Below are 24,846 nucleotides of genomic sequence, written 5' to 3'. Positions count from 1 at the left end.
AACGGCACCGGGCGGGACGGCTGCGCGGGTCGTCCGGCCGGTCGGCGTCATGGGGTGATCTCCCAGTGCCGCGCGGCCACGAAGGCGTCGACGATCCGGTCCAGGGTCTGCTGGTCGGGGCCGATGGCCCGGGCGACGCCCAGCAGGTCGCGGTTGGTGTGATGCAGCGGCTGCCGCGTTCCGACGGCCCGCAGCGGGCGGTAGGCCAGCCGGACCTGGTCACGTTCCAGGTCCTCGGGTCCCGGCGCGGCGGTGAGCGTTCCCGCCGTGCGGGCGTACGGGTAGGCCAGGCACGCGGCCCGGCCGGGTTCCGGCCACGGGTCGGGCGGGACGGGCTCGCCACCGTGGACGCGGAGGATGTACTCGAACAGCCGCACCCCGAGCAACTCCGCGAGCAGCAGATCGCACTGGTCGCCGATCGCCCGGTAGTTGACCTCGACGATCCTGGCCCGCCCCCCGTCCACGACGAATTCGGTGTGGCACGCCCCAAATCCGACGCCGAGGACGTCGAGTTGGGCCAGCACCTGGTCCACCACGGCGGCCGGCCGGTCCGGCTCCCAGGTCAGCCGTTCCTCGATGAAGTACGGGGGCGGCGAGAGCCGGGTGTGGAAACCGCCGAGCACCCGCCGGGTCCGTCCGTCACCGAGCGTCTCCAGCGTGCACAGCCGGCCCGGCAGGAACTCCTCGACGACCAGGGCGGCTTCGGGCCGCCGGCCCCGGATCTCCCCGCAGCGCGCGAGGAGTTCGGCCTCGTCCGCCGCCAGGACGACGTCCTCGCTGGCCACGCCCTCCCGTGGTTTGACCACACACGGATAGGGGAGGTCGCGCCCGCGCAGCGCGTCGGCCGGGTCCTGCCCCGCGGGCACCTCCGCGGCACGCACCGCCGTCCCGTCCGGCAGCTCGGGCGCCGCCGCCAGCGCCCGCCGCATCTCCGCCTTGTCCTTCGTGCGCAGCGCCGCCCGCCAGTCCTTGGCCGGCAGGCCGAAATACCCGGCGGCCAGCGCCGTCTGCACCTGGAGATGGTCGCTGTTGCTGAACACCATGCCGGGACGGCGATGCGCCGAGATCCGGGCCACCACCTCGCGGAAATCCCGTACCGGGCATTCCAGCACCTCCACCGCCCCGTCGTGGCCGGCCGCCTTGTTCGCCGCGCGGTGCGCCGCGGGCTGGTCGGTGAGGACGGTGACGGTCAGGCCGAGCCGCAGGGCGGCGGGGATGAACCCCTCGGTGACCGAGTCCGTCGGGTTCAGGGCCAGCAGGTACATCTGCACAGGCGAGTCAGCTTCCGAGCGGAGGAGATCGGCCGACCGCTCGAAATCAGCGGGCGGGGAAACAGCGCGGCCAGCGTAAGTTAGGCAGACCTAAGTTTGTCAATTCACTCCCGGGTGCGTCGAATTGGTCGGGGGGTGAAGATCGTGATTAGGTGAACCTTACCTACTTACCCGGCGGTGCGGAGGATGGATGAGTCTGGTCTGGGCCTACCGGCGGCTCGCCGTGCTGTGCCCCGTGCTCCGGCTCACCGTCACGCCCGCGGACTTCGGTGACGGCGCTGGTGACGGGCCCGGCTGGAGCGACGCGGCCGCACTCGCCCACGACCCGGCGGCCCTGGACTCGTTCCTGGCGGCCGAGGCCACCCGCATCCGCCTCGCCCACGGCGTCGAGGCGCGCGAGGACGTGGTCGCCACCCGGGCCCTGCACTCGTACCTCTGGTCGGCCGGGCTGCTGATGAGCGGGCCGTGGTACCTCGATCGGCGGGTACCGCTACTCCGTCCGGAGGACATCCGGGTCGGCCCCGGAGGCTCCTTTCGGGTGACGCCCGGCGCGTTCGCCTGCCTGCCCGACGACCCGGCGGCAGCCGACCCGCGGGCGACCGTGCTGGACTCCGACGAGGACATGCACGCCGAGCTGCGCCGGGTGGTCGCCGACCACGTACGCCCGCTGCTCGCCACTCTGCGGCCCCGCCTCCGGCGCGGCACCCGCGCCCTGTGGGGCATGGCGGGCGACGACCTCGTCTCCGGCCTCTGGCACCTCGGCCGCGCCCTCGGCGAGGAGCAGCACGGCGCCGACCTGGCCACCCGTCTCCTCCCGGTCCCCTTCCCGCCCTTCCCCGGCGGCGCCCACTTCCGCCCCGCCCCCGACGCTCTCCCCGGCGAGCCGAGCCTGACCCGGACGCGCATCGGTTGCTGCCTCCACTACACGGTGCGCCCTGACGAAACCTGCTCCACGTGCCCCCGCCGCACGTGCGCGACCGCTCCCGCGGCGATGGGTTGCGTTTCCGGCTAGGCGCCGTGGCCTTCCGGTGTTTCCCACCCCGCCCACCCGTGCAGGAGCGTCCTTAAGGTGCGGGTCTTCTGGTGGGTGGGGTCGGTGCCGGCCCGTGGCACCTCCTCGGATTTCCTCCGTGCGGGTTTGTTTTTCGGGTGCGGGCCGGTCTGTCGGAAATCCTGCGGGGGCACCCCGGTCCGTCCCCTCCCGGGTCCGTCGGCGGCTTGAGGCCGCGGGGGGTGATCGGTGGGGGTGCGCGTTCGTTGTCGGGTGGCTGGTTACTGAGGGAGGTCATCGCGGGGTGCCGCTGGTGCTTCCCGGGCAGGGCGGGTATGGGCCGGCCTTGGGAGTTGCCTTGGTGGCGGCGCGGCTTACGCGGAGGCAGTCGCGGAGGCGAGTCCGAGGTCGGCGCACTCGTCGTCCTGGGCGAGGGTTCCTCCGGCGATGGCGATCGCGCCGACGACGGCACCGCCGCGCCGGATCAGCCTGGCGGCCAGGCCGACCACGATGGGCGCTCCGGCTACCTCGATGATCTGCGCGACCACCGCGGGGTACGCCTGCTGCAGGCGTACCAGGTCTTTGCTGTCCTGATGGAACAGCGCGACGCCGGACGCCTTCGCCGGGGCGACCCGAGCCGACATCGGAGAGGCACCGTCCATGCGGTCCAGAACCTGCAGGTGCCCGCCGCCGTCGACGATGGCGATGGTGACAGCCGCGCCGATCTCGGCGGCGTGCTCGCGCACCCGGGTGCTGACGGCCCGGGCTTCGTCCAAAGTGAGTGACATTCTTTCCACCCCTCAATCCCTTGGTTCTACCAATCTTGGCCGGACCAAGAGTACACGGTTCATGGGATGGACCAAGGGATTGGCTAGACTTCTCGCATGGAGATGGACGAAGCACCGGCCCGTCTGCGCACCAAGCCGAGCTGGCTGATCGGCAAGGTGTCCGCGCGGTCGCATCGGCTCATCGGAGAAACGATGGCTGCCGCCGACGGGCACGCCTATCACTTCGCGGTCCTCGCCGCGCTGGACGAGTTCGGCCCGGACAGTCAGGTGCGGATCGGCCAACGGTGCGGGATCGACCAGAGCGACATGCACAAAATGATCAATGAGCTGACGGAGAAAGGCCACGTCGCGCGCACCCCGGACCCCGGCGACCGGCGCCGCAACCAGATCAGCCTGACCGCCGCCGGGCGACGCAGGCTCGAAGAACTGGACACGACCCTCACCAGGGTTCAACGCGACGTCCTGGCCGCCTTGTCGGCCACCGAGCGCGACACGCTCACCGCGCTGCTCACCCGCATCCTCGAGTAGATCCCGCACCCGACCGGCCCGATCGCACCCAACCGGCTGGCGGGCGAGGTCGGCCAGGAGGGGGACGTGTCCGAACTACTTGCCGGCCGCGATGCGGTCAGCGTTCTTCTGGGCGTCCGCGAAGTCCCCGCGGAAGTGGGCCACGACCTCCTTGACCGCCTGCCGTGCGGCGGCGTCAGGGGGGCCGCCCGCTTCCTGCCCGTCATGGGCCAGAATGGACAGATCAGCGGAGAGCAGGCCGTTGTCGTCGTACCAGTCCCTGACCGAGGACGGCTCGTCGGCGGCAGTGAAATGCCCGTACACCTCGGCGGACGCGGTCTTCCACCGCTGCTGGTCGCCGTTCTCCGCCTTTTTGTACCAGGCGGAGAACGCCGGGTCGCTGCCGGTAGCGGGCCGGTTGAGGATCAGGGTGACGCCGTCGTTGAACTCGGTCTGGTAGTAGGTGTTGGCCGAGCGGCAGATCGCGGCGGCCTTCTGTCGTGCCGCGGCCGGCGCCAGGGGTGTGGCATCCGGTACGGACAGCGCCGCGGGGGTAGCGGTCGGCGTGCCGGTGGTCGGCGCGGGGGGCGCTGCGGCCTTCCCTCCACCGCCGTCCTTCAGGCCGAAGACCGCTCCGGCGGCCACGCACACCAGCACACCAGCCACCGCGATCCCGACGCGCTGCCCACGCCACCATGACGGCATGCCCACCCCCCCGGATCATGCGCGCCGCACCCCAGCGCGCAGCCGCACCAGACCGTACAGCACCCATTTACCTGCACGTCACCGGCCCTCCCTGGCACGTCAGCCCGCCCGCCACCGTCTCCAACTACCCCAGCACCGCCACCGATTCAGTGGCCCAGCCGAAACACCCAGCGACCGGCACCCGACAACCAACGCCCACCCCCACCGATCACCCCCAGCGGCCTCAAGCCGCCGTCCGGCCTGGGAGGGGACGGTCCGGGGTGCCCCCGCAGGGCTGTGAACGACATGGGGTGAACGAAACGCTCCCGGGCGCGTGAGCAGCCCGAGGAGGTGCCCCGGACCGGCCCCGACCCCACCCACCAGAAGACCCGCACCCAAGGACGCACCTGCACGGGCGGGCGGGTGGGAAAAAACGGCAGGCAACCGGGCGCACCCGGAAACGAACGGACCCCGCCCACCGGGCCGGAAAAGCGGAAACCCGGGAGCGACGGCGCAGCCGGGTGATCAGACCGCGCGCCCCACGGGCAACCGGACCATGGAGACGTCAACCGCATCCTCCCCCTCCACAACAAACCCGTGCCTCTCGTAAAGCCGCCTCGCCCCGCTCCCCTGCAAAACGTTCAACCGCACAGCCACCCCCTCCCCATCGGTCCGCGCCAGCAACTCCCGCAGCACTGCGGAACCGAGCCCGCGCCCCTGCACCCCGGGGTCGAGATAGAAGTGCTCGAGCCACCGGCCGTCCGCCGCCGGCCGCAGGGTCACGCAACCCGCGAAAGCGCCGTCGGCCAGGATGACCGAGGTGTGTTCGGGGGAGAAGCCGTCCCGCAGCCGCTGCCTGACCCGGTGCTCGTCGAAACGGCCCAACCGCTCCAGATCCGGCCGCATCACCACGGCGCGCAGCTCGACGATCGTCTCGACGTCCGCGAGTTCGGCGCCGCGCAGGCTCCACTCCAGGCGCGGGCTCCGGAGCCCGCCGGGTGCCGTCTGACCTGCGGATGTCTCGTCTGCCTTCGTACGTACGTTCACGCGTGGATTATGCCAGCGCGGTAGGTGCCACCTCTTGGTAGTTAAACGAAAGTGAGAGGTTGAGAAAATAAACCAGGCCGGTTAGAGTGCCGGTATGAAGAGCTACGGCCAGTTCTGCTCGGTCGCCCGCGCCCTGGACGCGGTCGGCGACCGGTGGGTGCTGCTCATCGTCCGCGAGCTGCTGGCGCTCGGCCCCAGCCGTTACAGCGACCTGAAGCGGGGCCTGCCCGGCATCGCCAGCAACCTGCTCTCCGAGCGGCTGAAGACGATGGAGGCCGAGGGCCTGGTCGAGCGGTACGACGCGCCGCCCCCGATCGGCACGACCCTGTACCGGCTCACCGACCGCGGCCTGGAACTGCGGGACGTCGTGCACGCGTTGGCCCGCTGGGGCCTCGGCCGCATGTACGGCGGCGCCGGCGCGGACGCGGCGCAGCCGCAGTGGTCCGCGCTGTTCGCCGCGCTCGAACTGTCCCCCCGCCTCGGCCCGGAGACGGAGTTCGTGCTGAGCCTCCACACCGGGGACGAGACGGTGCACGCGATCCTGCGGCACGGCACGTTCGAGATCCGCCGCGGACCGGCTCCCGACGCCGACGTCACGCTGACCGGCGACGCGACCCTCGTCGGCGCGGTCCTGTCCGGCTACCTGACCACGGACGAGGCCGCCGACCTCGGCCTGCGGATCGACGGCGCACCGTCCGTCCTCACCGACCTCATGCACTCCGCCCCGCAGCCCTCCCCGCGACCAGGAGCCACGCCATGACGCACGCCGCGCACGCCACGCACGCCGCGCACGCCACGCACGCCGCGCACGCCACGAACACCGCGCACGCCACGAACACCGCGCACGCCACCACGACTTACTCCGAGACGGACCTCGCCGCGTCCATCCGCCGCCTCGCCGGCCGCGACCTGGCCGCACTGACCCAGCAGGAGTGGGACCGGCTCGACCAGTACCACGCCGGCGGATCAGAAGCCGTCGAACGGCTGCTGCCCGGGCTGCGTCTCGCGCCCGGGATGACGGTGCTGGACGTCGGCTCCGGCCTCGGCGGGCCGGCCCGGCAGATCGCCCGCGGCACCGGCTGCACCGTGATCGGCGTGGACCTCACGCCCGCATATGTCGAGGCCGCCCAGGAGTTGACGTACGCCGCCGGGCTCGCCGAACGCGCCAGGTTCTTCTGTACGGACGTCGGCACGTTCGACGGTGCCGAGTTCGACGCGGCCTACACCATGCACGTCCAGATGAACGTCGACGACAAGAGGGCCTTCTTCGCCGAGATCGCCCAACGCCTGCGCCCGGGCGCCCGGTTCGCGACCTTCGAGGTCTGCCTCAACTCCGGAGTGAGCGCGCCCCAGCACCAACTGCCCCTCCCGCTACCCTGGTCCCTCGACGGCACCGACAGCTTCCTCCTCACCCCCGACGACCTGCGCGCCACCATCTGCTCAAGCGGTTTCGAACTCCTCGAATGGACCGACGAGTCCGCCTGGATCAACCAGTGGTTCGAGGCCGTCGGAGCCGAGATCATGGCCGGGAACGCCCAAGCCGCCCTCCCCGCACTGCTGTCGGACGGCCCGACCCGGATGCTGAACTTCGCGATCGCCCTCGCGGAAGGCACCCTGTCCGTCCACCGCGGTTCCTTCGCTGCCCGCGGGCAGGGCTGAACCTGAGCGAACGCCCTCAGCCGCGCGCCGCGTAGAGATCGCGGAGGAGCGCCGCCTCCGCCGCGTGATGGATCAACTCGTCAGCGATGTGCAGCGCGAACGAGCGCCGGCTCGCGTCACCGTAGCGGCCGGCGGGCGGACCGACGGGCTCGCCGAGTGCCTCCTCGGTGAGCGCGGCCAGCTGGCCGCGCCACAGCGCGAACGCCTCGTCGACGCCCGAGAGCGCGGTTCCGGCGTCAACAGCCGCCCCCCGCTGCCCGTCCGGCCCATCCGTGAGCCTGGCCTCGGCCCCGATCCCGAGCCACGGCCCGTTCCGCTCCTCGCGCAGAAACCCCGTGATGTGCCGCAACCGCCACCGCAGCGTGAGCCGTTCATCGGACGTCGGCTGCCATCGCCATTCCTCGTCGCCGAGCCCTTCCATCCGGCTCCGAAAACGCTGCCAGACATGGTCGAACAGATCGAGAACGTCATCCCGCGAAGACTTCACGGAACCACCCTGCACCAGCGCCGGATAACGGAAACGTTTACGACAACAAATGCCCAGCGTGTCCCTGCCTCGAAGGCGACAGCCAAAGCCCTCCGGCCGCCGCAGCGTTCGACTTCTGAAGCCTTCCTGTAGGCAACGGGGACAGGCCCCCGGGGCTGACCGAGGCGGCGTGGCGGTCGGATCATGGAGCTGACCGAGATTGAGCTGCGGCGGAACGGTCCGAGGCCGGCTCGGGGCGTCCGGCCGGTACGGCGTCAACTCCCCTGTGTGGCGGGTCAAGTCCAGACCAGGGTTACACATGGCGGCGGTGAAAGCCCATTCTTTTGGCCGATCGTGTTGAAGTCATTGACGCAAGGGAGAGCGAGTCGGAGACTCCTCGTCGAAGCAGTCGTGACGTCTCTGAGAGCGCTCTCAATCATCGAAGCCGCCCGCTGTGGTCCCAGTCCCCACCGGACCGCACCTCACCTCGCCCACTTCACGTCAGCCGCTCCGCGTCACCCACTCCATTTCACCCGACTCCCCACCCCCCCACCTTGAAAGGGAGAACCGCGATGAGAGCCATTTGGCCGCGCACCACCATCCCGGCCGGCAGGCGGAGAACAGTTCCGGTCGCCATCGGCGGCACCCTGGTCATGCTCCTCGGCACGCTCCTGGGCCTGGTCGGAACCGGCGGCAGCGCCTCGGCGGCCGTGCCCGGCCCGCCGGCCGGCTGGACCACCGTCTTCTCGGACGACTTCAACGGCGGCTCCGGCACCGGCCTCAACCGTGCCAACTGGCTGTACGACCTCGGCACCGGCTACAACTACCCGGGCGCCGCGGGCAATTGGGGCACAGGCGAGGTCGAGACCGCCACCGACTCGACCAGCAACGTCTACCAGGACGGGCAGGGGCACCTGGTCATCCGGGCGGTCCGGGACGGCTCCGGCCACTGGACGTCGGGGCGCATCGAGACGCAGCGCACCGACTTCGCCGCCCCCGCCGGCGGGCAGCTCGAGGTGAGCGCGTCGATCCTGCAGCCCAACCCGCAGAGCGGCCTCGGCTATTGGCCCGCGTTCTGGGCGATGGGCGGCGCCGCCCGGCCGGTGGGCGCGACGAACTGGCCGGGCATTGGCGAGTTCGACGTCATGGAGGACGTGAACGCCCTCAGCCAGCACTCCACGACGTTCCACTGCGGTGTGTGGGCGGGGGAGTGCCACGACCCTGACGGCATCACCAGCAACCTCCAGCCGTGTGCGGGCTGCCAGACCGACTACCACACGTACTCGGCGATCATCGACCGCACCAACACCTCGGCGGAGCAGATCCGCTTCTACCTCGACGGCAACGTGACCTTCACCGTCAATGAGAACCAGGTCTCCGTCGGCACCTGGCAGGCGGCCGTCGACCACGGCTTCATGGCCATCTTCGACCTCGCCATCGCGGGCTCCTATCCCGACAAGGTCTGCGGCTGCACCTCGTCCGCGCAGGCCGGCAACATCACCTCGGGCGCGGCCATGAGCGTCGACTGGTTCGCCGTCTACCAGACAAGTGGCAGCAGCAACGGCACAGTCGGCGGCACCACCGGTGGCAGTACGACGGGCGGTACGACGACCGGCGGCACCACGACCGGCGGTACGACCACGGGCGGAACGACGACCGGTGGGTCCACCGGCGGGAGTACGACGACGCCGGACTACACCGCGGGCGTGACCCGCGTGAGCGCCAACCAGGCGCAGATCACGTTCCGTCCGACGACCCCGGCGGCTTACGTCGACGTGCACTACCTCGTCAACGGGTCCGGCCAGCAGAACGTCCGGATGACCAACAGCGGCGGCACCTGGACGCAGAACGTCACACTCGCCGCCGGCTCCACCCTCACGTACTGGTTCACCTACGAGAAGAGCGGCCCGCAGTACGACAGCCCGCACTACACGTACACCCAGTGAGTCATCCCCCGGGCCGGTCCACCCGCGACCGGCCCGGGGGCCCAGCCGCAAGGCCGGGCGCCGGCATCGGCATCGGCGGCGCCATCGGCATCGGCGTCGGCGTCGGCAGCACCGGCGGCCGTACGTACGGATCGGCCGCCGCGTTCAACGGAACGCCGCCTTCCGCCCGAGGACTTCGTCACATTGACGTGAGTAATTAGGCATGCCTAACCTAACTCGCCCCCTGTTTCGAGGTTCTCGTGCGAGGACGGACCCGTCATGCCCCTGCCCACCCAGCTCCCCCATGACCTGCTGCTTTCCGCGCCCGCGCCCTCCACCCCGCTCGGTCCTTTCGAGGACAGCGCCGTGGCGTGGACGACGTGGGTCACCCTGATGGGCTTCGTCGGCATCACCGCCCTCGCGGTGGTCGCCGTCGGCCCGGTCGCCCGCCGCATCGGCCCCGGCATGCTCGCCGCCACCACCGCGAGACTCGCCCGCGTGGCGACCGTCCTCGGCGTGCTGGCCGTGCCCGCCGTGCTCACCGACCTCGCCCACTCCGCCTCAGCGAACGGCGGGTACGACTACGGGGCCGCGTGGAGCGCGCTCTACGACGGCAGCAACGGCGGCCGGCTGTCCGGCCTCGAAGTGACCCTCGTCCTGGTCGGCGCCGCGCTGACGGCTCCGCTCGCGCTGCGCAAGGTCGCCGCCGGACCGGCCCGTACATGGCTGTCGGCCGCCGGACTGGCCGCGGGCGCCGTCGCGTTGGGCACCACCAAGTTCCCGGACGCGGTGCCCGACGACTGGGCCCGCACCTCGTTCGAGACGGTGATGTGGATGCTGCACCTGCTCGGCGGGGCCGTCTGGCTCGGCGGAGTCGCCGGCCTCGCGGTGCTCGCGCTGCCCGGCGGGACGGCGGACGCCGAGCGCGGCGCCTTCTGGTCCCCGGTGATCCGCCGCTTCTCCGCGGCCGCCATGAGCTGCGTCGCCGCCATCACCCTGTCGGGGCTCTTCCTGTACTGGGAGCACGTCGACGGCCTGTCGCAACTGGTCAGCACGATGTACGGCCGCGTGCTCGGCGTGAAGATCCTGATCTTCGGGACGCTGCTGCTGCTCGGCGCGTTCAACCAGTTCTGGCTGCACCCGCGGATCGAGGCGCTGCGCGCGGAGGGCGACGAGCGCCCGCTGCGGACGATCCTCGTCCGCGAGTTCCCGGTCATGGTCGCCATCGAGACGCTGCTCGGCATGACGGTGGTCTTCGTCGCGCCCTTCCTGCACGGCTCGGCCCGCAACCAGGCGTTCCAGGCCGACGCCGCCAGGCACACCGGGGCCTCGCTGGACGACCTGCCCAAGCTCCCCACCAAGGACGTCAGCGCGTCCACCTGGATATGGGGCACGAGCGAGACCCTTCTCGTCATCGCCCTGATGCTCCTCGGCTACTGGGCCTCCGGAGCCCTCGCCCGCCGCCGCACCCCCGCCCCGCAGCAGGCCCCGGCGACCGACTCCGCCGACCTCGTCGGGACCTGACGCCGGAGTGCCGTGATGTGGAGAGCCCCGAACCCGCCCTCACCCCTTCGGATCTGCACGTGGTGATGTGCTGTGCGAGGTGCACCGTTACCTGTGCGCCGTGCTGAGCTGCGCTGTCGTATGGGGAGTCGAACCCCCGCGTTGCCCTTCACGCACCAGGAGTGGGCCGGAAACCCGCCGGCCCTCGGTGTGTGCACGCCTCCGAAGCAGCTACCTGCTCCACATCGTCCTGACCTGCTGGGCTGCCTCATCAAGTGCGGCCCGGCTCAGCCTGGTTCAGTCCAGCAGGTCGGCCTCCCAGTTCGTACGCTGGATCCGCACGTCGACCTCCCGGATCTCCCGCGCGAGCGCGTCCGCCTGACCCCGGAGTTCCGCGACCGGAAGCGCGGACAGCATCAGCAGTTCGGACCGAAGCTGCCGCCCGTACCCCCGCTCGCCCTTCCCCGCTGCCGCGTCCGCCGCCGAGGTGACCACGGAGTGACGCAGCCGCAGGACATCGCGGCGGGCGAGGGCATCGGTGAGCGTGCCGTCCTGGCCCATCTCCACGGTGGCATTGGTCCGGTTGATCCGCCTGATCAGCGCTTCCAAACCGTCCAGCACCTCGCCGGTCTCGGCCAGCAGTTGGGCCGCGTCCTCGGCGGGCGTCTCCCCTTCCTGGTACCGCGCACTGCTGACGACACGCGCTCGCAACTGCTCGACGCGGCGCGCCGCCTCGGCGCGTTCGGCCAGTGCCTCGGCAAGCTTCATCGTCCCCACCTCCCCCTCCATGAGCTCGCACGAGTATAGGAAGGCGAACCGGCCCTTACGCACCTGGATTTCCGCCCGCGCCGCTCATGCCCGGGGCGGGCGCACGGTGTGCTGTCGTGTGTGTTTGCCGGTCGAAGCTTCCGGGCGAGACGACAAAAGCAAACAGCCAGCGCTGGACTCGCCCGTGGAGGACGGCAGTTCGCCTGCCGCCACGGCTCCTGGACGATTCCCCCGCTACCTGACCCGATGCGGCAGGACGCACTGACCGCAAGGGGAGAGCGCTCTCCGAAAGCTAACCACCGGCCGCGTCCACGTCAATGCCCTGGACGTATGGTCGGACCGTTCGCACGCGGCGGGCCGGCCCCGGGCCGGTCGCGGCCGCCCTCCGACGGCCGTCGAACGGCAGGACACAACGGGACCTTCCGCTCGGCCGCACCCCGCCGTCGAAGGCCGGACCAGGGCCCCCTGGCCTGCGCGCTTGGTGCGGCGGAGGCGCCCGTGGACTCCCCGCGCCGCGCCTGGAAGGCCGGTGGTGCTCCCGCCAAGGCGCGATCCCCCGGCCAACTGCCTTTCCTCCGATGTCCGTTGGTTCATGTTCGCTATTTCGGTCGATTGCGTTGACAGGTGTTGAAGAACTGCCCTTTGCTGTGCGGGTCTCACCCCCCACCGGTTCAGCAACAGCCGTGCCTTGCGCACATGGAGCCGCACAATGAAGCGATGGCGCATTCCCCTCACGACCTGCCTCCTCCTGCTCGGCGTCGCCGTGCCCGCCACCGCGTCGCATGCCGCCGCGCCGGCCGCGGTGGCCGACCCCGCCTCCCTGGTCAACCCGCTGCTGGGGACGTCGAACGGCGGCAACACCTTCCCCGGCGCCGACACCCCGTTCGGCATGGTGTCCTGGAGCCCCGACACGCCCTCCAGGCCGCCCGGCGGTGACTACGCCTACTCCGACAACGTTGTCACCGGCTTCAGCCTCAACCACATCTCGGGACCGGGCTGCGGCGCGATGGGCGACATCCCCGTCCTGCCGACCACCGGCGGAGTCGACGGCAACGCCACCGTCGGTTTCAGCCACAGCAACGAGTCGGCGAGCGCGGGCGCGTACAGCGTGAACCTCAGCAACGGGGTCAACACCGAACTGACCGCCACCGCGCGCTCGGGCATGGCGCGCTTCACGTTCCCCGCGACCACCCAGGCGAACCTGCTGTTCAAGCTGAACGCCGACAAGGCCACCGATCTGCACTTCACCAAGGTGTCCAGCACCGAGGTCAGCGGATCGGTGGACGCCGGGCTGTTCTGCGCGTCGGCGCCGTCCTACACCGCGTACTTCGACATGGTCTTCGACCAGCCGATGACCGGCAGCGGCAGCTTCAACGGCGGTGACTCGGTCACCTTCAACACCACCAGCAACCGTACGGTGCAGGCCAAGGTCGGCCTGTCCTACGTCTCGATCGCCGGCGCCACCGCCAACCGCGCCGCGGAGAACGGCGGTTGGGACTTCAACGGCACCCGGACCGCCGCCCACAACGCGTGGAACAACGTGCTCGGCAAGGTCGCGGTCAGCGGCGGCACGTCCGACCAGCGACAGGTGTTCTACACCTCGCTCTACCACTCGCTGCTGCACCCGAACCTGCTCAGCGACTCCGACGGCAGGTACGTCGGCTTCGACCACCAGGTGCATACGGTCTCGGGCGGCCAGAAGGCCCAGTACGGCACCTACTCCGGCTGGGACATCTACCGCACCCAGGCCCAACTGGAGGCGCTGGTCGCACCCCAGCAGGCGTCCGACAGCGCCCAATCGCTGGTCAACGACTACGCGCAGGCCGGCTTCTTCCCCAAGTGGTCGCTGAACTCCGCCGAGACGCAGGTGATGAACGGCGACCCGGGCCCGGCGATCGTCGCGGACTACTACGCCTTCGGCGCGCGGAACTTCGACACCGCGGCGGCCAAGGCCGACATGGTCAAGGAAGGGACCACGTCCAACCCCATCAGGATGGGCCTGGACCTGCAGACCAAGTACGGCTACCTGCCCTCGGACGGGTCCTACCCGAAGGACTTCTACGGCTCGGTGGCCACCCTGCTCGAATACAGCGCGCAGGACTTCGCCACCTCCGCGTTCGCCGGCGCGCTCGGCGACACCACCACCGCCTCGCAGTTCGCCAACCGGGCCCAGGACTGGCGCAACGTGTTCAACACCGGCAGTGGCTTCATGCAGCCGAAGCTGGCCAGCGGCGCGTGGCGGTCCGGCTTCGACCCGACCAGCAGCGACCAGTTCGTCGAGGGCACGTCCTGGCAGTACACCGGCGCCGTCCCGCACAACATCCGCGGCCTGGCCGACGCCATGGGCGGCAACACCAAGTACGCCGCCTACCTCGACAGCGTGCTCTCCGACTTCCACGGCTCCGGCGGCTCGCACGCCGACCTCGGCAACGAGCCCTCCATCGAACTGCCCTGGGAGTACGACTACGTCGGCCAGCCGTGGAAGACCCAGAAGGCCGTCCGCCAGGTCCAGGACCAGCTGTGGCCGGACAGCCCGGCGAACTGGGGCGTCGGCAACGACGACCTGGGCACGATGAGCGCCTGGTACGTCTTCTCCGCGATGGGCTTCTACCCCGAGACCCCGGGCACCTCCGACCTCGCCCTGGGCAGCCCGCTGTTCACCAGCGTCGATGTGACCCTGGGCAGCGGGGGCCACCTGGTGGTCAACGCCCCGGCCGCCGCCGACAACGCCCCCTACGTGCAGAGCGCCACCCTCAACGGCGCCAACTGGAACAACGCCTACCTGCCGGCGAACTTCGCCACCGGCGGCGGCACCCTCAACCTCACCCTCGGCACGTCGGCCAACACCAACTGGGCGACCGCCGCCTCCTCCGCGCCGCCGTCGTACAACGGCAACGGCGGCGCCAAGCCGCCGGGTCCGCCGGCGGTGCCGAGCGGGCCGGTCACCTCGGGCATCGCGGGCAAGTGCCTCGACGACAACGCCGCCTCGACCGCCGACGGCACCCACATCCAGTCCTGGACCTGCAACAACTCCGCCGCCCAGCAGGTCACCGTACCCGGCGACGGCACCCTGCAGATCCTGGGCAGATGCGTGGACGTCGCCTTCGGCGGCACCGGCAACAACACCCTGGTGCAGCTGTGGGGATGCGACGGCACCGGCAGCCAGAAGTGGACCTACAACTCCACCACCAAGGCCCTGGTCAACCCCCAGTCCGGCCGCTGCCTCGACATCCCCGAGTCCAGCACCACCGACGGCACCCAGCTGCAGATCTTCGACTGCAACGGCACCGGCGCGCAGCGCTGGAACCTTCCTTCCTGACCGCTGCGTGCGCCCTCCCGACTGTGCGGCGGCCTGTCCTGACATCAGGCCGCCGCACGGCCCCGGCACCCCGAACGTCCTGCCGGGGCCACACCTGCAACCCCCCACCAGGAGTCGAATGATGAACACGCACGCGCTCAGAAAATGGGCCGCACGGGCGGTGGTCGCCCTGCTCGGCCTGCTGCTGCTGATCCCCGGCACGGTCGGCGCACAGGCCGCGCCGACCCCCGCGGCCGGCAGCATCGCGGTCCTGATGAAGTCGTACGACGCGGACAACGGCCGGATCGACGGCAACGGCTGGTGGACCGCCGCGGTGTCGCTGAGCACGGTGATGACGTACCACCAGGCCACCGGCGACTCGCAGTACGACTACGCCATCTCCGGCGCCTTCGCCAAGAACAGCAACTTCACCAACGACTACATCGACGACACTGGCTGGTGGGCCCTGGTCTGGTTGCAGGCGTACGACATCACCGGCAACACCAACTACCTGAACATGGCCAGGACGACCACCAACTACATGCACAACTACTGGGACTCCCAGTGCGGCGGCGGCGTCTACTGGAGCACCGCCAAGCAGTACAAGGCGTCGATCGCCAACGAACTCTTCCTGGCCGCCACGGCCGGACTGCACAACCGCATCCCGGGCGACACCACTTACGGCGGCTGGGCGACCAGCGAGTGGAACTGGTTCAAGAACTCCGGCCTCATCAAGGGCAATCTCGTGCAGGACGGGCTCAACGTCCCCAACTGCACGTTCAGCACGGCCAATTACTCCTACAACCAGGGCGTGATCCTCCAGGGGCTCATCGAGCAGTCCCGCGCCACCGGCGACACCTCCCTGCTGAGCACGGCGAACACCATCGCCACCGCCGCGGTCGCCCGCTTCAACCACAACGGCGTGCTCTACGACGGCTGCGAGCCCAACTGCACCGGCGACGGCTCGGCGTTCAAGGGCATCTTCGCCCGCTATCTGCGGGCGCTGGCAACCGCGACGGGGAGTACCCAGTACGACACGTTCCTGGCCGCCACGGCCAACTCGATCCTCGCCAACGACACCAACAGCTCGGGCCAGCAGGGCAACTCCTTCGTGGGGCCGTTCGCGCTGTGGACCCCCAGTACCCAGACGGCCGCGGCCGAGGTCCTGGTCGCCGCCCTCGGCCTCACCACCACGCCAGGTTCCACCGGCGTGCTGCGCGGGCAGGAGTCCTCGCGGTGCGTGGACGTGCCGGCCGCGACCCAGAACAACGGCACGCAGGTGGCGCTGTGGGACTGCAACGGCGGCGGCAACCAGTCCTGGACGGCCGACTCCTCCGGCCGGTTGACGGTCTACGGCAGCAAGTGCCTGGACGTCCGCTCGGCGGGCACCGCCGACGGCACCCCGGTCCAGATCTACGACTGCAACAGCACCGGCGCCCAGCAGTGGAGCCTGCGTTCCGACGGCACCGCCGTCAACACCGGCTCCGGCAAGTGCCTTGACGCCACCGGACACGGCACCGCCAACGGCACCCTGCTGGAGATCTGGACCTGCAACGGCGGCACCAACCAGAAGTGGGCCCGCGTCTGATCAACCACGGAGCCCCATCGCCCCGCACCGCGGCCGGCGGACACCCCGACTCGGTGCCCGCCGGCCGCGGCCGTCGCCGGCCCGATGTCAGGGCCAACTCGGCTGTCCCGGGGGCGAATTGGCGGACGACGTGATACGCCGTCAGGTCCCCCCGCGTCACCAGGCGGGCAGAGCCGTGGGCGCCGCGCTCGGCTCGGCGCCCGCCTCCGCGAACGCGTGCAGCGCCTTGAGCAGTTCGCGGCGCCGCGCCGTCGGCATGGCGTCGACGATCCGTGCGATCTCCTTGCGGCGGCGCTCGGTCGCCTCCACCACAGTGCGGCGGCCGGTGTCGGTGAGCGAGATCAGCGTCGTACGACGGTCGGACGGCACCGTGCCCCGCAGCACCATGCCGACGGCGACGAGGCGGTCGATCATCCGCATCGCCGTCGACGGCTGCACGTCGAGCTCCGCGGCCAGCATCGACAGGCTCAGCGGGCCCCGGGTGTGCAGGGCCACCAGCATGCGGAACTGCGGCAGGGTCAGTGCCTCTTCGACCGAGGCGAGCGAGCGCGCGGAGACGGCGACCAGCAGGCGGGAAGCGGTCAGCAGCGCACTGACCATTGCCTCGGCGTCGTTCTCCGACTCGGAGGGGGAAACGGCCATAGCCCCTTTCTACAGGCTTGGCGCCGCGTCCGGCTGCGCGTCCGGCACGTTGCCGCCCGCCGGCCGGGCCCTCGTCGGCGGGCCGTGCGGCCGGCCTCAGCTCGTGGCGGACCGCGCGGCGGACCGGGCCGCGGCAGGAGCGGGCGCGGCCGTGGCCGTCCGCACCGCGTGCAGGATCGACTGGTGGGTGATCCAGCCGGCGAGGTGGTCGCGGGTGCCGTCGAGGACGGGCAGGCCGGCCCCTTCGGCGGAGACGAGGGCGTCCAGCGCGTCGGACAGGTCGGTGTCGGCCGTGACGGGCGCGGGAAGGTGCGTGACGGTTCCGACGGCCGTGTCCGCGTGCGCGCCGTCGGCGAGGGTCTCGGCGACGGTACGGGCGGTGGCGGTGCCGAGGTAGGTGCCGTCGGCCGCGGTGACGGGCAGGACGCCGTGCGGTGAGCGGGCCAGCGCCTCGGCCGCGTCGGCCAGCGGGGTGCCGCCGTCCAGCGGCCGGGGCACCGGTTCCATGACGCTGCCCAACGTCACACCGGCTAGCAGGGCCCCGCCGGGCGCGTGGTCGAGGTCGATGCCGCGGCGGCGCAGTTTGAGGGTGTAGACCGTGTCGTGCGACAGGGCCCGGCTGACGAGGGTGGCCAGCACGATCGCGGTCATCAGCGGCAGGATGACCGTGTACTCGCCGGTGAGTTCGAACATGATGATCACCGCTGTGATGGGCGCTCGGGCCGCGCCGGCGAAGACCGCGCCCATGCCGATCAGGCCGTAGGTGCCGACCGGTCCCGCGGTGCCGGGCAGGAGGTGGTGCGCGGCGGCCCCGTACGCGGCGCCCAGGGTGGCGCCCATGAAAAGGGAGGGCGCGAAGACCCCGCCGCTGCCGCCGATCCCGATGGTCAGGCTGGTGGCGAGCATCTTGCCGAGCAGCAGGACCAGCAGGAACCCGATCGCGTACCGGCCGCCGACGGCCTTCTCCAGTACCGGGTAGCCGACCCCGTACATCTCCGGCAGCAGCAGGAGCAGGACGCCGAGCAGCAGGCCGCCGGCCGCGGGGCGGGCCCACTCCGGGCCGCGCCAGGCCCAGTCGCAGGCGTCCTCGACGCGGTACAGCACCCGGGTGAAGACGACCCCGGCCGCGCCCGCGAGCACGCCGAGCAGCGCGAAGAGCAGATAGTCCGACAGATGGGGGACGGTGAACGGCGGCAGGTGCAGGAACGGGCTGTCGCCGAACGAGGCCCGCCCGATGACGCTCGCGGTGACCGAGGCGAGGACGACCATCCCGAACGACTCGGCGGTGAAGTCCCGCAGGACCAGCTCCATCGCGAAGAACACCCCGGCCAGCGGCGCGTTGAAGGTCGCCGCGATGCCGCCGGCCGCGCCGCACGCCACCAGCACCCGCATCCGGTCCTCGGCGACCTTCATCAGGCCGCCGAGCGCCGAGCCGAGCGCGGAGCCGATCTGCACGATCGGCCCCTCCCGGCCGACCGAGCCGCCGCCGCCGATGCACAGCGCGGACGCCAGCGACTTGACCACCGCGACCTGCGGCGCGATCCGGCCGCCCCGGCGTGCGACGGCGTACATCACCTCGGGCACGCCGTGGCCGCGTGCCTCCTTGGCGAAGCGCTGCACCAGCGGGCCGTAGACGAGCCCGGCGGCGACCGGCGCGAGCAGCACGAACCAGTGCCCGAGCCAGGGCACGTGCGGGTTTCCCGCGTGCCCGGCCGCGGCGTAGTCCGGATGCCCTGACAGCACTCCGGTGGCGGTCCTGATCAGCCACCGGAACGCGATCGCCCCCACTCCCGCCCCGCATCCGACGACCAGCGCCAGCGCGAGCAGCCCGCTCTTGGCCTCACGCAGCAGGGTGCCGACGGCGGGCAGCCCGCGCCGCACCCGCGGCGCGGTGGCGGGTTCGGGCGGGCCGGCGGGGGAGGGGACGAGGGGGTTCGACATGTTTGCATTATGCAACACAAAACCTTGCTCTGTGCAATGATGGCTCTGTGCAAAAAAGGTGATCGGTCCGCCCGCGGCCGGCTCGCGGCCCGCCCGCGGGCCGGCCAACGCGGCCTGCACGGACTCGGAGGTCAGCATGTCCAACCCACCCCGAACGCCGAACCGCACGAGGCCGCCGGCCGGTTGGCGCAGATCCGTCGCCCGGCTGCCGGTGCACCTCTACCGGCTCGGCCTCGGCCCGGTCTTCGGCGGCCGGATGCTGCTGCTCACCCACACCGGCCGGGTCTCCGGACGTCCCCGGCAGGTCGTCATCGAGGTCGTCGCCCACGACGCCGTGCGGCGCGCCTGGACCGTCGCCTCCGGGTACGGCCCGCAGTCGCAGTGGTACCGCAACCTCCGCCACACGCCCCGCGCCACGGTGCAGGTGGGAAGGCACCGCCACGAGGTGTCGGCAACCTTCCTCGACGCCGAGGAAGGAGCCGACGTGATGGCCGAGTACGCCCCGCGCCACCCCAGGGCGGCCCGCGCCCTGTGCCGCTACCTCGGACTTCCGTCCGACGGCACACCGGAGTCATACCGCGCGGCCGGCCGGCAGATCCCCTTCGTCCGGCTCACCGGGTGAGGGCGGAGCAGCGCCGGCGGTCAGCCGTTGGCGGAGGGGACCAGGACCAGCCGGCCGCGTATCCCGCCTGCCGCGAGCCGGCGGTGGGCCTCGGCGGCGCGCTCCAGGGGCAGGACGTCGGCCACCCGTAGCGTCAGACCCATCGCCGCCAGCTCGGCGAGCTTGGCACCGTCCGCGCTGATCCACTGGTGGTGCAGCCGGATGCCGCGCAGCGGGGGAGGCGCCGTGCCGCCGGCCACCGTCGTGTAGGCGCCTCTGGTGCGGACGGCGGCCAGGGCGCGGATCCCCAGGCCGGCCGCGTCGAGCGCGCCGTCGGCGCCGGCCGGCGCATGGCGGCGGACGTCGGCCGCGAGGTCGGACGTGTCGCGGCCGACGGTCCATTCGGCACCGGCGGCGCGCACGAAGTCCTCGTCGGCGGGGCCGGTCTGGGCGATGACGCGCAGGCCGCGACGGGCGGCGAGTTCGACGGCGAAGCCGCCGACCGCTCCGGCGGCCCCGGTCACCAGCAGGGTGTCGCCCGCGGTGAGGCCGAGCGCGTCCAGGGACTGGAGGGCGGTGAGGGCGTTCAACGGCAGCGTCGCCGCGGCGGTGGCGGGGACGCCGGGCGGGGCGGGCGCCACCGCGGCGGCGTCCAGGACCAGGTGTTCGGCGTAGCCGCCCAGCGACACGTCGAGCAGGTCGCGCAGCCCGATCACCCGCTGCGCCGGCGCGAGCGCCGTCACGCCTGCCCCGAGCTTGTCGACGGTGCCGGCGACGTCCCAGCCGATGCCCGTGTGCTCGCGGGCGGTCATCAGCCCGGCTTCGGCGAGCGCGCCGGAACGGGTGGCCAGGTCCACGGGGTTGACGGCCGCGGCCTCGACCCGGATCCGCACCTGGCCGGGACCGGGTTCCGGCAGCGGAACCGTCACCACGTCGAGCACTTCCGGTCCGCCGTAACCGCGGGCGACCACCGCGCGCATCTTCTCTTCGGTAACCATGTGGCACACCGTAGGAACCGCTACTCTCCAGTGGGAAGTAGGCACTTCAAGGTGCCTACGGCACCCGGAGGAGAGCCATGCCCACGCGTGATGCCGCCCAGCGCCGAGCCGAGGCCGGCAGCGCCTACGACGCCTACCTCGCCGAATGCCCCACCCGTCAGCTGCTTGACCGCATCGCCGACAAGTGGGTGAGCCTCGCCGTCAACGCCCTCGCCGACGGCCCGCAGCGCTACACCCAGCTGCAACGCCGGCTGGCGAGCGTGAGCCAGAAGATGCTCACCCAGACACTGCGCCGCCTGGAACGCGACGGCCTGGTCTCCCGCACGGTGCGCCCCGCCGTCCCGGTCCACGTCGAATACGAGTTGACCCCCCTGGGCCACTCGCTCCTACCGGTCATGCGCGCGATCAAAACATGGGCCGAGGCCCACATGGACGAGGTCCACACGGCCCGCGGAGCCTACGACACGTCCGCCTGACGCCTCCGCGGCCGGGGGCACCGCCGCATTCGCGCGTGATGACGCTGGCGTTGAACGTGGCGGAACCGTTGATCGGGCAGATGTGGGGGCGGGCGGCGTTTGACGCGGTGGGCCCGCTGCTGTTGGTCGGTTGGGCCGAGGTGGGTCCGGGCGTGCTCCGGGCGATCATGGGCGCTGGCGAGGCGGCACCGCCTGCAGCAGAGTCCGTATGTCCGTGTCCACGGCCGTGGCCGTGGGGCCGTCAGTCAGGCGGGTGGGGTGCTGCCGGTCGGAACGGTCCGCAAGACCGGTCCGGATCGGGCAATAATGATCACTAGCCGCTTGTGCGTATTACGTGGGGAGGGCCTTTGAGTCAGAGTCCGCGCGAGGTGTTTCTCCGGCTTGTTCACGGGGTCGCCGGCGGGAACGTCGAGGAGTTGCCTGACCTGTATGGCGAGGTCACCGATGTCCGGCATCCGATGGCGACGCCGGAGTCCGAGCCGTTGACGAGTCGGCGTGCGCTCCAGGAGCACTTCACCGTGCCGCCGGAGGCTCGCGAGTCCTTGCCGAAGCGACGGGTCGTCGATGTCGTGGTTCACGAGACCGCCGATCCTGAAGTGATCGTCGCCGAGTTCGCCTATGAGTTCACCTTGCCGGACGACTCCATGGCCAAGGTGCCCTGTGTCTTCGTCATGCGTGTCCGGGACGGTCAGATCATCGAGTCACGCGACTACATCGACCCGATCCGTAGGTACACGGCACGCGGGGACCTCGACCTCCTCATCACGTCGCTGCGGAAGGGTGTTTCCTAAGGCCCCGGTTTCGCGCGTTCGCCAGCGAGCCTGTCCCCGGCGGGAGCCGGAGCCCTGAGGCGATCCGGGCCGGGCGCCCAAGTGCGTGGCTACGTGTGGACGTTGGCCGGTTCCTCGGTGCCGGATGCCGACGGGCAGACGACAGTGGACCTGGGCGGAGTGCTTGTGCCGGCGCACTCCGAGAAGCAGGATGCCGCCGCGACCTGGAAGAAGACCGCCGGGCACCGTCCGCTGACGGGCTTCGTCGACCACGGCCGAGGCGGCAGCGGCGAGCCGGTCGCGGACCTGCTGCGGCCCGGCAACGCGGGCAGCAACACCGCCGCCGAGCACATCACCACGGCCCAACTCGCGCTGGCCCAGCGCGGCCGGCGGCTGTCCAACTCGGTCCGCATGACCATCCCCGACCCCATCCACCAGGCCGATCTCACCGTCCCCGCCTCGGCCTGGACGGCGGCCGCCGAACCGGACGTCGAGACCCGCGACGGCGCCTGTGCCGCCGAAGCAGAATCAGATCTGGCTGGAGATCCTCCAGATCGCCCTGGACCTGCCGGCCTGGATGCCGATGCTCGCGCTGACGGGCGGCATGGTGCTGCGGCCGGAGGAGGCAATGGCTCTGCGTGTCGATGCGGCCACCCTGCCCGCGGAAGGGCGGGCCGGATCACGAGTTCCCCTCGCCGACCGGGAAGCGTGTCTATGACCTACGCCACACATGCGTGACTACATGGCTCAGCGACAGGGTTCCGCAGGGCTTACCCCACCATCACGTCGCGTTCGCTAGCATCGTCTGACCAGCGTGAACGGCCTCTCGAAGGGGAGGCCGGCACCGAACGAACGACGGTGCCCCCGGCAGGACTCGAACCTGCGGCCAAGCGCTTAGAAGGCGCCTGCTCTATCCACTGAGCTACGGGGGCTGGACAGTGGCCGCGGCTGTCTCCGCCCCTGGGTGGTTCCGTGACCTGTACCGAGGTCAAGGATAGGGCGCCGTATGCCTACTGCCGGTTGCTTCACCCGCGTGACACGTTGTGGAGGTTCGGTGAAGCGGTCCGATAATCGCAGGCATGTGCAGAAGGTGCATCGCTTTTGACGGGTCGCAACACTGCTGTTGTGCACTCGTTATGCCGGTGGCTCGATCTGGTCGCTGACCGGCCCGGTCCTCGGTCGGCGCCGGTGATCTTCACATGCTCTCCCTCGGTCGGGTCCATATGGACTGAAATGGACTAACTACCCGAAATGCGCTTCAGAAATGCTTCTAAATGGGGCATTCTGCCATTGTGGCGATCTTGGACGTACGGCCCGAGCTGCTCGACGCGCTGTCCGCGCTGCGCGACCGCGTGGACGCCGCACGTTTCCCTTTTCCACTGCCTGGTTCCGGCCGGGCCATCCGCACCCGGCAGGAACTCCTCACCCAACTGGACAACTACCTGGTGCCCCGGCTCAAGTCGCCCGAGGCGCCGCTGCTCGCGGTGGTCGGCGGGTCAACAGGAGCCGGGAAGTCCACACTTGTCAACTCCCTTATCGGCCGACGTGTCAGCGAGTCCGGAGTGCTCCGGCCCACCACCCGTACGCCGGTGCTGGTCTGCAACCCGGAGGACCGCGCGTGGTTCGCCGATCCGCGGGTGCTGCCCGGTCTGCACCGCGCCTGGGCGGTACGGCAGCGGGCCCGCGGTGACGACGACGGGCCCGACCGCGGCGAGCCCCGGCGCGCCGAACTGCGCCTGGAGACCGACGACTCGCTGCCCCGCGGCCTTGCCCTGCTCGACGCCCCTGACATCGACTCCCTCGTCACCCGCAACCGGGAACTCGCCGCCGAGCTGATCTGCGCCGCCGACATCTGGATCCTGGTCACCACCGCCTCCCGCTACGCCGACGCGCTGCCCTGGCACCTGCTGCGCACCGCCAAGGAGTACGACGTCACGCTGGCCACCGTCCTTGACCGGGTGCCGCACCAGATCGCCGACGAGGTCGGCCGGCACTACGCGGCCCTGCTGACCAGGGCGGGCCTGGGCGACGTGCCCCGATTCACGGTGCCGGAGCTGCCGGAATCCGCGGGCGGCGGCGGGCTGTTGCCGCAGACCGCGGTGGCGGCGCTGCGCGAGTGGCTGGCGCATTGCGCGCAGGACCCGGTGGCCCGGCAGCAGGCCGCCCGCCGCACGGCGGTCGGCGCGCTGGACTCGCTGCGCGGCCGGCTGCCCGCGCTCGCCGCGGCCTCCGCCGCCCAGCACGCCGCCGTGGTCCGGCTGACCCGGGCCACCGAGGACGCCTATGAGCAGGCGGCCGAGCGGATCGCCGCCGCCATCGCGGCGGGCGTGCCGCTGGCCGGCGAGGCGCTGGCGCACTGGCACGGCTACCCGGCCTGCGGTCCCAACGCCCTCCAGCACGCGCTCGCCGAGGAACTCGCGGCACTCCTGCGCACCGAGACCGACGCCGCCGACGAGCGGGTGGCCGACGGCTGGCAGCGCGACCGGGCCGGCGCCGCACTGCTGGAAGAGCCCTCCGCCCGCCCCGACCGGGACCGGACCGCGGTGGCGGCCAGGATCGACAAGGGCGTACGGCGCTGGCGGCGCGGCCTGACCGGCCTCGCCTACGCCCAGACCCGCGCGGTCCGCGACACCGACCGGCCGCCGGCCGACCCCGAGGACGTGGCCGCGCTGGTCGCCACCGCGCTGCTCGGCGCCCGCCGCGGGCGGGCCGCCGGCGAACGGCTCGCCGAGACGATCGGCGCGCAGGCCGCACTGCGGATCCGCGACGCCGCCCGCGACCAGCTCGAGGACGCCATCGCCGGGCTGCTGCGCGGTGAGCGGGAACGGCGGCTGGCGCCCGTCGACGGTTACGACGTCACCTCCGCCCAGCAGTCCTCGCTGATCGCGGTGCTTTCCCTACTGCAGAAGGAGAGGTGATCGCG

The 24,846-nt window shown here is 71.3% G+C and carries 21 protein-coding genes, 1 tRNA gene and 1 pseudogene; 13 read left to right on the top strand and 10 right to left on the bottom strand.

Annotation, left to right across the window (positions count from 1 at the left end; genetic code table 11):
* Nucleotides 1-47: 47 nt before the first annotated feature.
* Nucleotides 48-1,271 (bottom strand): ATP-grasp domain-containing protein, encoded by a 1,224-nt coding sequence (locus tag ACQPW6_RS11210; protein WP_433889427.1) that lies wholly within the window; start codon nucleotides 1,269-1,271, stop codon nucleotides 48-50.
* A 190-nt stretch (nucleotides 1,272-1,461) separates the two neighbouring features.
* Between ACQPW6_RS11210 and ACQPW6_RS11205 the strand changes: the two genes are divergently transcribed.
* Nucleotides 1,462-2,283 carry a (2Fe-2S)-binding protein gene (locus ACQPW6_RS11205; RefSeq protein ID WP_433889426.1) on the top strand — a complete coding sequence of 274 codons (822 nt, stop codon included), beginning with the start codon at nucleotides 1,462-1,464 and terminating at the stop codon, nucleotides 2,281-2,283.
* Nucleotides 2,284-2,636: 353 nt separating this feature from the next.
* Here the strand turns inward: ACQPW6_RS11205 and ACQPW6_RS11200 are convergent, their stop codons facing one another.
* Entirely contained in the window at nucleotides 2,637-3,050 is a 414-nt protein-coding gene (locus ACQPW6_RS11200; RefSeq protein ID WP_433889425.1) for a GlcG/HbpS family heme-binding protein, read from the bottom strand.
* Nucleotides 3,051-3,146: 96 nt separating this feature from the next.
* Here ACQPW6_RS11200 and ACQPW6_RS11195 point away from each other — a divergent pair, with 96 nt between their 5' ends.
* The gene (locus ACQPW6_RS11195; RefSeq protein WP_433889424.1) at nucleotides 3,147-3,578 is read left to right on the top strand and encodes a MarR family winged helix-turn-helix transcriptional regulator; all 432 of its coding nucleotides are present in this window, start codon (nucleotides 3,147-3,149) and stop codon (nucleotides 3,576-3,578) included.
* 75 nt (nucleotides 3,579-3,653) lie between these two features.
* Here ACQPW6_RS11195 and ACQPW6_RS11190 read toward each other — a convergent pair whose 3' ends face one another.
* Together ACQPW6_RS11190 and ACQPW6_RS11185 are read right to left on the bottom strand one after the other, a co-directional pair.
* On the bottom strand, nucleotides 3,654-4,202 hold the full coding sequence (locus tag ACQPW6_RS11190) for a hypothetical protein (RefSeq protein ID WP_433889423.1): 549 nt from the start codon (nucleotides 4,200-4,202) through the stop codon (nucleotides 3,654-3,656).
* Nucleotides 4,203-4,766: 564 nt separating this feature from the next.
* The gene (locus ACQPW6_RS11185) at nucleotides 4,767-5,216 is read right to left on the bottom strand and encodes an N-acetyltransferase family protein (RefSeq protein ID WP_433894499.1); all 450 of its coding nucleotides are present in this window, start codon (nucleotides 5,214-5,216) and stop codon (nucleotides 4,767-4,769) included.
* A 166-nt stretch (nucleotides 5,217-5,382) separates the two neighbouring features.
* Here ACQPW6_RS11185 and ACQPW6_RS11180 point away from each other — a divergent pair, with 166 nt between their 5' ends.
* Nucleotides 5,383-6,048, top strand: coding sequence for a winged helix-turn-helix transcriptional regulator (locus ACQPW6_RS11180; RefSeq protein ID WP_433889422.1), 666 nt, complete (start codon nucleotides 5,383-5,385; stop codon nucleotides 6,046-6,048).
* Entirely contained in the window at nucleotides 6,045-6,947 is a 903-nt protein-coding gene (locus tag ACQPW6_RS11175; protein WP_433889421.1) for an SAM-dependent methyltransferase, read from the top strand. The genes ACQPW6_RS11180 and ACQPW6_RS11175 overlap by 4 nt, the downstream gene beginning before the upstream one ends.
* Before the next feature lie 16 nt (nucleotides 6,948-6,963).
* Here ACQPW6_RS11175 and ACQPW6_RS11170 read toward each other — a convergent pair whose 3' ends face one another.
* A complete protein-coding gene (locus ACQPW6_RS11170; protein ID WP_433889420.1) occupies nucleotides 6,964-7,434 on the bottom strand; it encodes a DinB family protein in 471 nt (156 codons plus the stop codon).
* 551 nt (nucleotides 7,435-7,985) lie between these two features.
* On the opposite strand from ACQPW6_RS11170, the gene ACQPW6_RS11165 reads away from it, so the two are divergent.
* Complete coding sequence (locus ACQPW6_RS11165) at nucleotides 7,986-9,359, top strand: glycoside hydrolase family 16 protein (RefSeq protein WP_433889419.1); 1,374 nt, start codon at nucleotides 7,986-7,988, stop codon at nucleotides 9,357-9,359.
* A 258-nt stretch (nucleotides 9,360-9,617) separates the two neighbouring features.
* Complete coding sequence (locus tag ACQPW6_RS11160) at nucleotides 9,618-10,862, top strand: copper resistance D family protein (RefSeq protein ID WP_433889418.1); 1,245 nt, start codon at nucleotides 9,618-9,620, stop codon at nucleotides 10,860-10,862.
* Between the two features lie 276 nt (nucleotides 10,863-11,138).
* Here ACQPW6_RS11160 and ACQPW6_RS11155 read toward each other — a convergent pair whose 3' ends face one another.
* Nucleotides 11,139-11,609 (bottom strand): DIP1984 family protein, encoded by a 471-nt coding sequence (locus ACQPW6_RS11155; protein WP_433889417.1) that lies wholly within the window; start codon nucleotides 11,607-11,609, stop codon nucleotides 11,139-11,141.
* Between the two features lie 709 nt (nucleotides 11,610-12,318).
* Here ACQPW6_RS11155 and ACQPW6_RS11150 point away from each other — a divergent pair.
* Together ACQPW6_RS11150 and ACQPW6_RS11145 are read left to right on the top strand one after the other, a co-directional pair.
* Nucleotides 12,319-14,928 (top strand): lectin, encoded by a 2,610-nt coding sequence (locus ACQPW6_RS11150; protein WP_433889416.1) that lies wholly within the window; start codon nucleotides 12,319-12,321, stop codon nucleotides 14,926-14,928.
* A 121-nt stretch (nucleotides 14,929-15,049) separates the two neighbouring features.
* A complete protein-coding gene (locus ACQPW6_RS11145; protein ID WP_433889415.1) occupies nucleotides 15,050-16,495 on the top strand; it encodes a glycoside hydrolase family 76 protein in 1,446 nt (481 codons plus the stop codon).
* A gap of 156 nt (nucleotides 16,496-16,651) precedes the next feature.
* Here the strand turns inward: ACQPW6_RS11145 and ACQPW6_RS11140 are convergent, their stop codons facing one another.
* Both ACQPW6_RS11140 and ACQPW6_RS11135 read right to left on the bottom strand, forming a co-directional pair.
* On the bottom strand, nucleotides 16,652-17,137 hold the full coding sequence (locus tag ACQPW6_RS11140; protein ID WP_433889414.1) for a MarR family winged helix-turn-helix transcriptional regulator: 486 nt from the start codon (nucleotides 17,135-17,137) through the stop codon (nucleotides 16,652-16,654).
* A 96-nt stretch (nucleotides 17,138-17,233) separates the two neighbouring features.
* The gene (locus ACQPW6_RS11135) at nucleotides 17,234-19,078 is read right to left on the bottom strand and encodes a chloride channel protein (RefSeq protein ID WP_433889413.1); all 1,845 of its coding nucleotides are present in this window, start codon (nucleotides 19,076-19,078) and stop codon (nucleotides 17,234-17,236) included.
* 136 nt (nucleotides 19,079-19,214) lie between these two features.
* On the opposite strand from ACQPW6_RS11135, the gene ACQPW6_RS11130 reads away from it, so the two are divergent.
* Complete coding sequence (locus ACQPW6_RS11130; protein ID WP_433889412.1) at nucleotides 19,215-19,700, top strand: nitroreductase family deazaflavin-dependent oxidoreductase; 486 nt, start codon at nucleotides 19,215-19,217, stop codon at nucleotides 19,698-19,700.
* 20 nt (nucleotides 19,701-19,720) lie between these two features.
* Here the strand turns inward: ACQPW6_RS11130 and ACQPW6_RS11125 are convergent, their stop codons facing one another.
* Nucleotides 19,721-20,677: an NADP-dependent oxidoreductase gene (locus tag ACQPW6_RS11125; protein WP_433889411.1), complete on the bottom strand. Its 957-nt coding sequence runs from the start codon at nucleotides 20,675-20,677 to the stop codon at nucleotides 19,721-19,723.
* A 77-nt stretch (nucleotides 20,678-20,754) separates the two neighbouring features.
* On the opposite strand from ACQPW6_RS11125, the gene ACQPW6_RS11120 reads away from it, so the two are divergent.
* From ACQPW6_RS11120 to ACQPW6_RS11110, 3 genes and pseudogenes are all read left to right on the top strand, one after another.
* Complete coding sequence (locus tag ACQPW6_RS11120; protein WP_433889410.1) at nucleotides 20,755-21,153, top strand: winged helix-turn-helix transcriptional regulator; 399 nt, start codon at nucleotides 20,755-20,757, stop codon at nucleotides 21,151-21,153.
* A 347-nt stretch (nucleotides 21,154-21,500) separates the two neighbouring features.
* Nucleotides 21,501-21,944 carry a nuclear transport factor 2 family protein gene (locus ACQPW6_RS11115; RefSeq protein WP_433889409.1) on the top strand — a complete coding sequence of 148 codons (444 nt, stop codon included), beginning with the start codon at nucleotides 21,501-21,503 and terminating at the stop codon, nucleotides 21,942-21,944.
* Between the two features lie 3 nt (nucleotides 21,945-21,947).
* Nucleotides 21,948-22,523: pseudogene (locus tag ACQPW6_RS11110) on the top strand (IS1380 family transposase); the annotation flags it as partial.
* Between the two features lie 259 nt (nucleotides 22,524-22,782).
* Here ACQPW6_RS11110 and ACQPW6_RS11105 read toward each other — a convergent pair.
* Nucleotides 22,783-22,855: transfer RNA gene (locus ACQPW6_RS11105), tRNA-Arg, on the bottom strand.
* Nucleotides 22,856-23,224: 369 nt separating this feature from the next.
* On the opposite strand from ACQPW6_RS11105, the gene ACQPW6_RS11100 reads away from it, so the two are divergent.
* On the top strand, nucleotides 23,225-24,841 hold the full coding sequence (locus tag ACQPW6_RS11100; protein ID WP_433894498.1) for a dynamin family protein: 1,617 nt from the start codon (nucleotides 23,225-23,227) through the stop codon (nucleotides 24,839-24,841).
* The last annotated feature ends 5 nt before the right edge of the window (nucleotides 24,842-24,846 follow it).

This window comes from Streptomyces sp. CA-111067 (genome assembly GCF_050956065.1).
GTDB lineage: Bacteria > Actinomycetota > Actinomycetes > Streptomycetales > Streptomycetaceae > Actinacidiphila.
The sequence above is the reverse complement of the archived record's forward strand: the minus strand, read 5'-3'. Positions and strand labels throughout refer to the sequence as shown.

What these genes read in the sequence shown, in the direction of transcription:
- ACQPW6_RS11160 (WP_433889418.1), top strand. Translation starts at nt 9,618, where the DNA reads ATGCCCCTGCCCACCCAGCTCCCCCATGACCTGCTGCTTTCCGCGCCC.
- ACQPW6_RS11150 (WP_433889416.1), top strand. Translation starts at nt 12,319, where the DNA reads ATGAAGCGATGGCGCATTCCCCTCACGACCTGCCTCCTCCTGCTCGGC.
- ACQPW6_RS11195 (WP_433889424.1), top strand. Translation starts at nt 3,147, where the DNA reads ATGGAGATGGACGAAGCACCGGCCCGTCTGCGCACCAAGCCGAGCTGG.
- ACQPW6_RS11125 (WP_433889411.1), bottom strand. Translation starts at nt 20,677, where the DNA reads ATGGTTACCGAAGAGAAGATGCGCGCGGTGGTCGCCCGCGGTTACGGC.
- ACQPW6_RS11155 (WP_433889417.1), bottom strand. Translation starts at nt 11,609, where the DNA reads ATGAAGCTTGCCGAGGCACTGGCCGAACGCGCCGAGGCGGCGCGCCGC.
- ACQPW6_RS11145 (WP_433889415.1), top strand. Translation starts at nt 15,050, where the DNA reads ATGAACACGCACGCGCTCAGAAAATGGGCCGCACGGGCGGTGGTCGCC.
- ACQPW6_RS11205 (WP_433889426.1), top strand. Translation starts at nt 1,462, where the DNA reads ATGAGTCTGGTCTGGGCCTACCGGCGGCTCGCCGTGCTGTGCCCCGTG.
- ACQPW6_RS11200 (WP_433889425.1), bottom strand. Translation starts at nt 3,050, where the DNA reads ATGTCACTCACTTTGGACGAAGCCCGGGCCGTCAGCACCCGGGTGCGC.
- ACQPW6_RS11180 (WP_433889422.1), top strand. Translation starts at nt 5,383, where the DNA reads ATGAAGAGCTACGGCCAGTTCTGCTCGGTCGCCCGCGCCCTGGACGCG.
- ACQPW6_RS11135 (WP_433889413.1), bottom strand. Translation starts at nt 19,078, where the DNA reads ATGTCGAACCCCCTCGTCCCCTCCCCCGCCGGCCCGCCCGAACCCGCC.
- ACQPW6_RS11130 (WP_433889412.1), top strand. Translation starts at nt 19,215, where the DNA reads ATGTCCAACCCACCCCGAACGCCGAACCGCACGAGGCCGCCGGCCGGT.
- ACQPW6_RS11120 (WP_433889410.1), top strand. Translation starts at nt 20,755, where the DNA reads ATGCCCACGCGTGATGCCGCCCAGCGCCGAGCCGAGGCCGGCAGCGCC.
- ACQPW6_RS11165 (WP_433889419.1), top strand. Translation starts at nt 7,986, where the DNA reads ATGAGAGCCATTTGGCCGCGCACCACCATCCCGGCCGGCAGGCGGAGA.
- ACQPW6_RS11175 (WP_433889421.1), top strand. Translation starts at nt 6,045, where the DNA reads ATGACGCACGCCGCGCACGCCACGCACGCCGCGCACGCCACGCACGCC.
- ACQPW6_RS11140 (WP_433889414.1), bottom strand. Translation starts at nt 17,137, where the DNA reads ATGGCCGTTTCCCCCTCCGAGTCGGAGAACGACGCCGAGGCAATGGTC.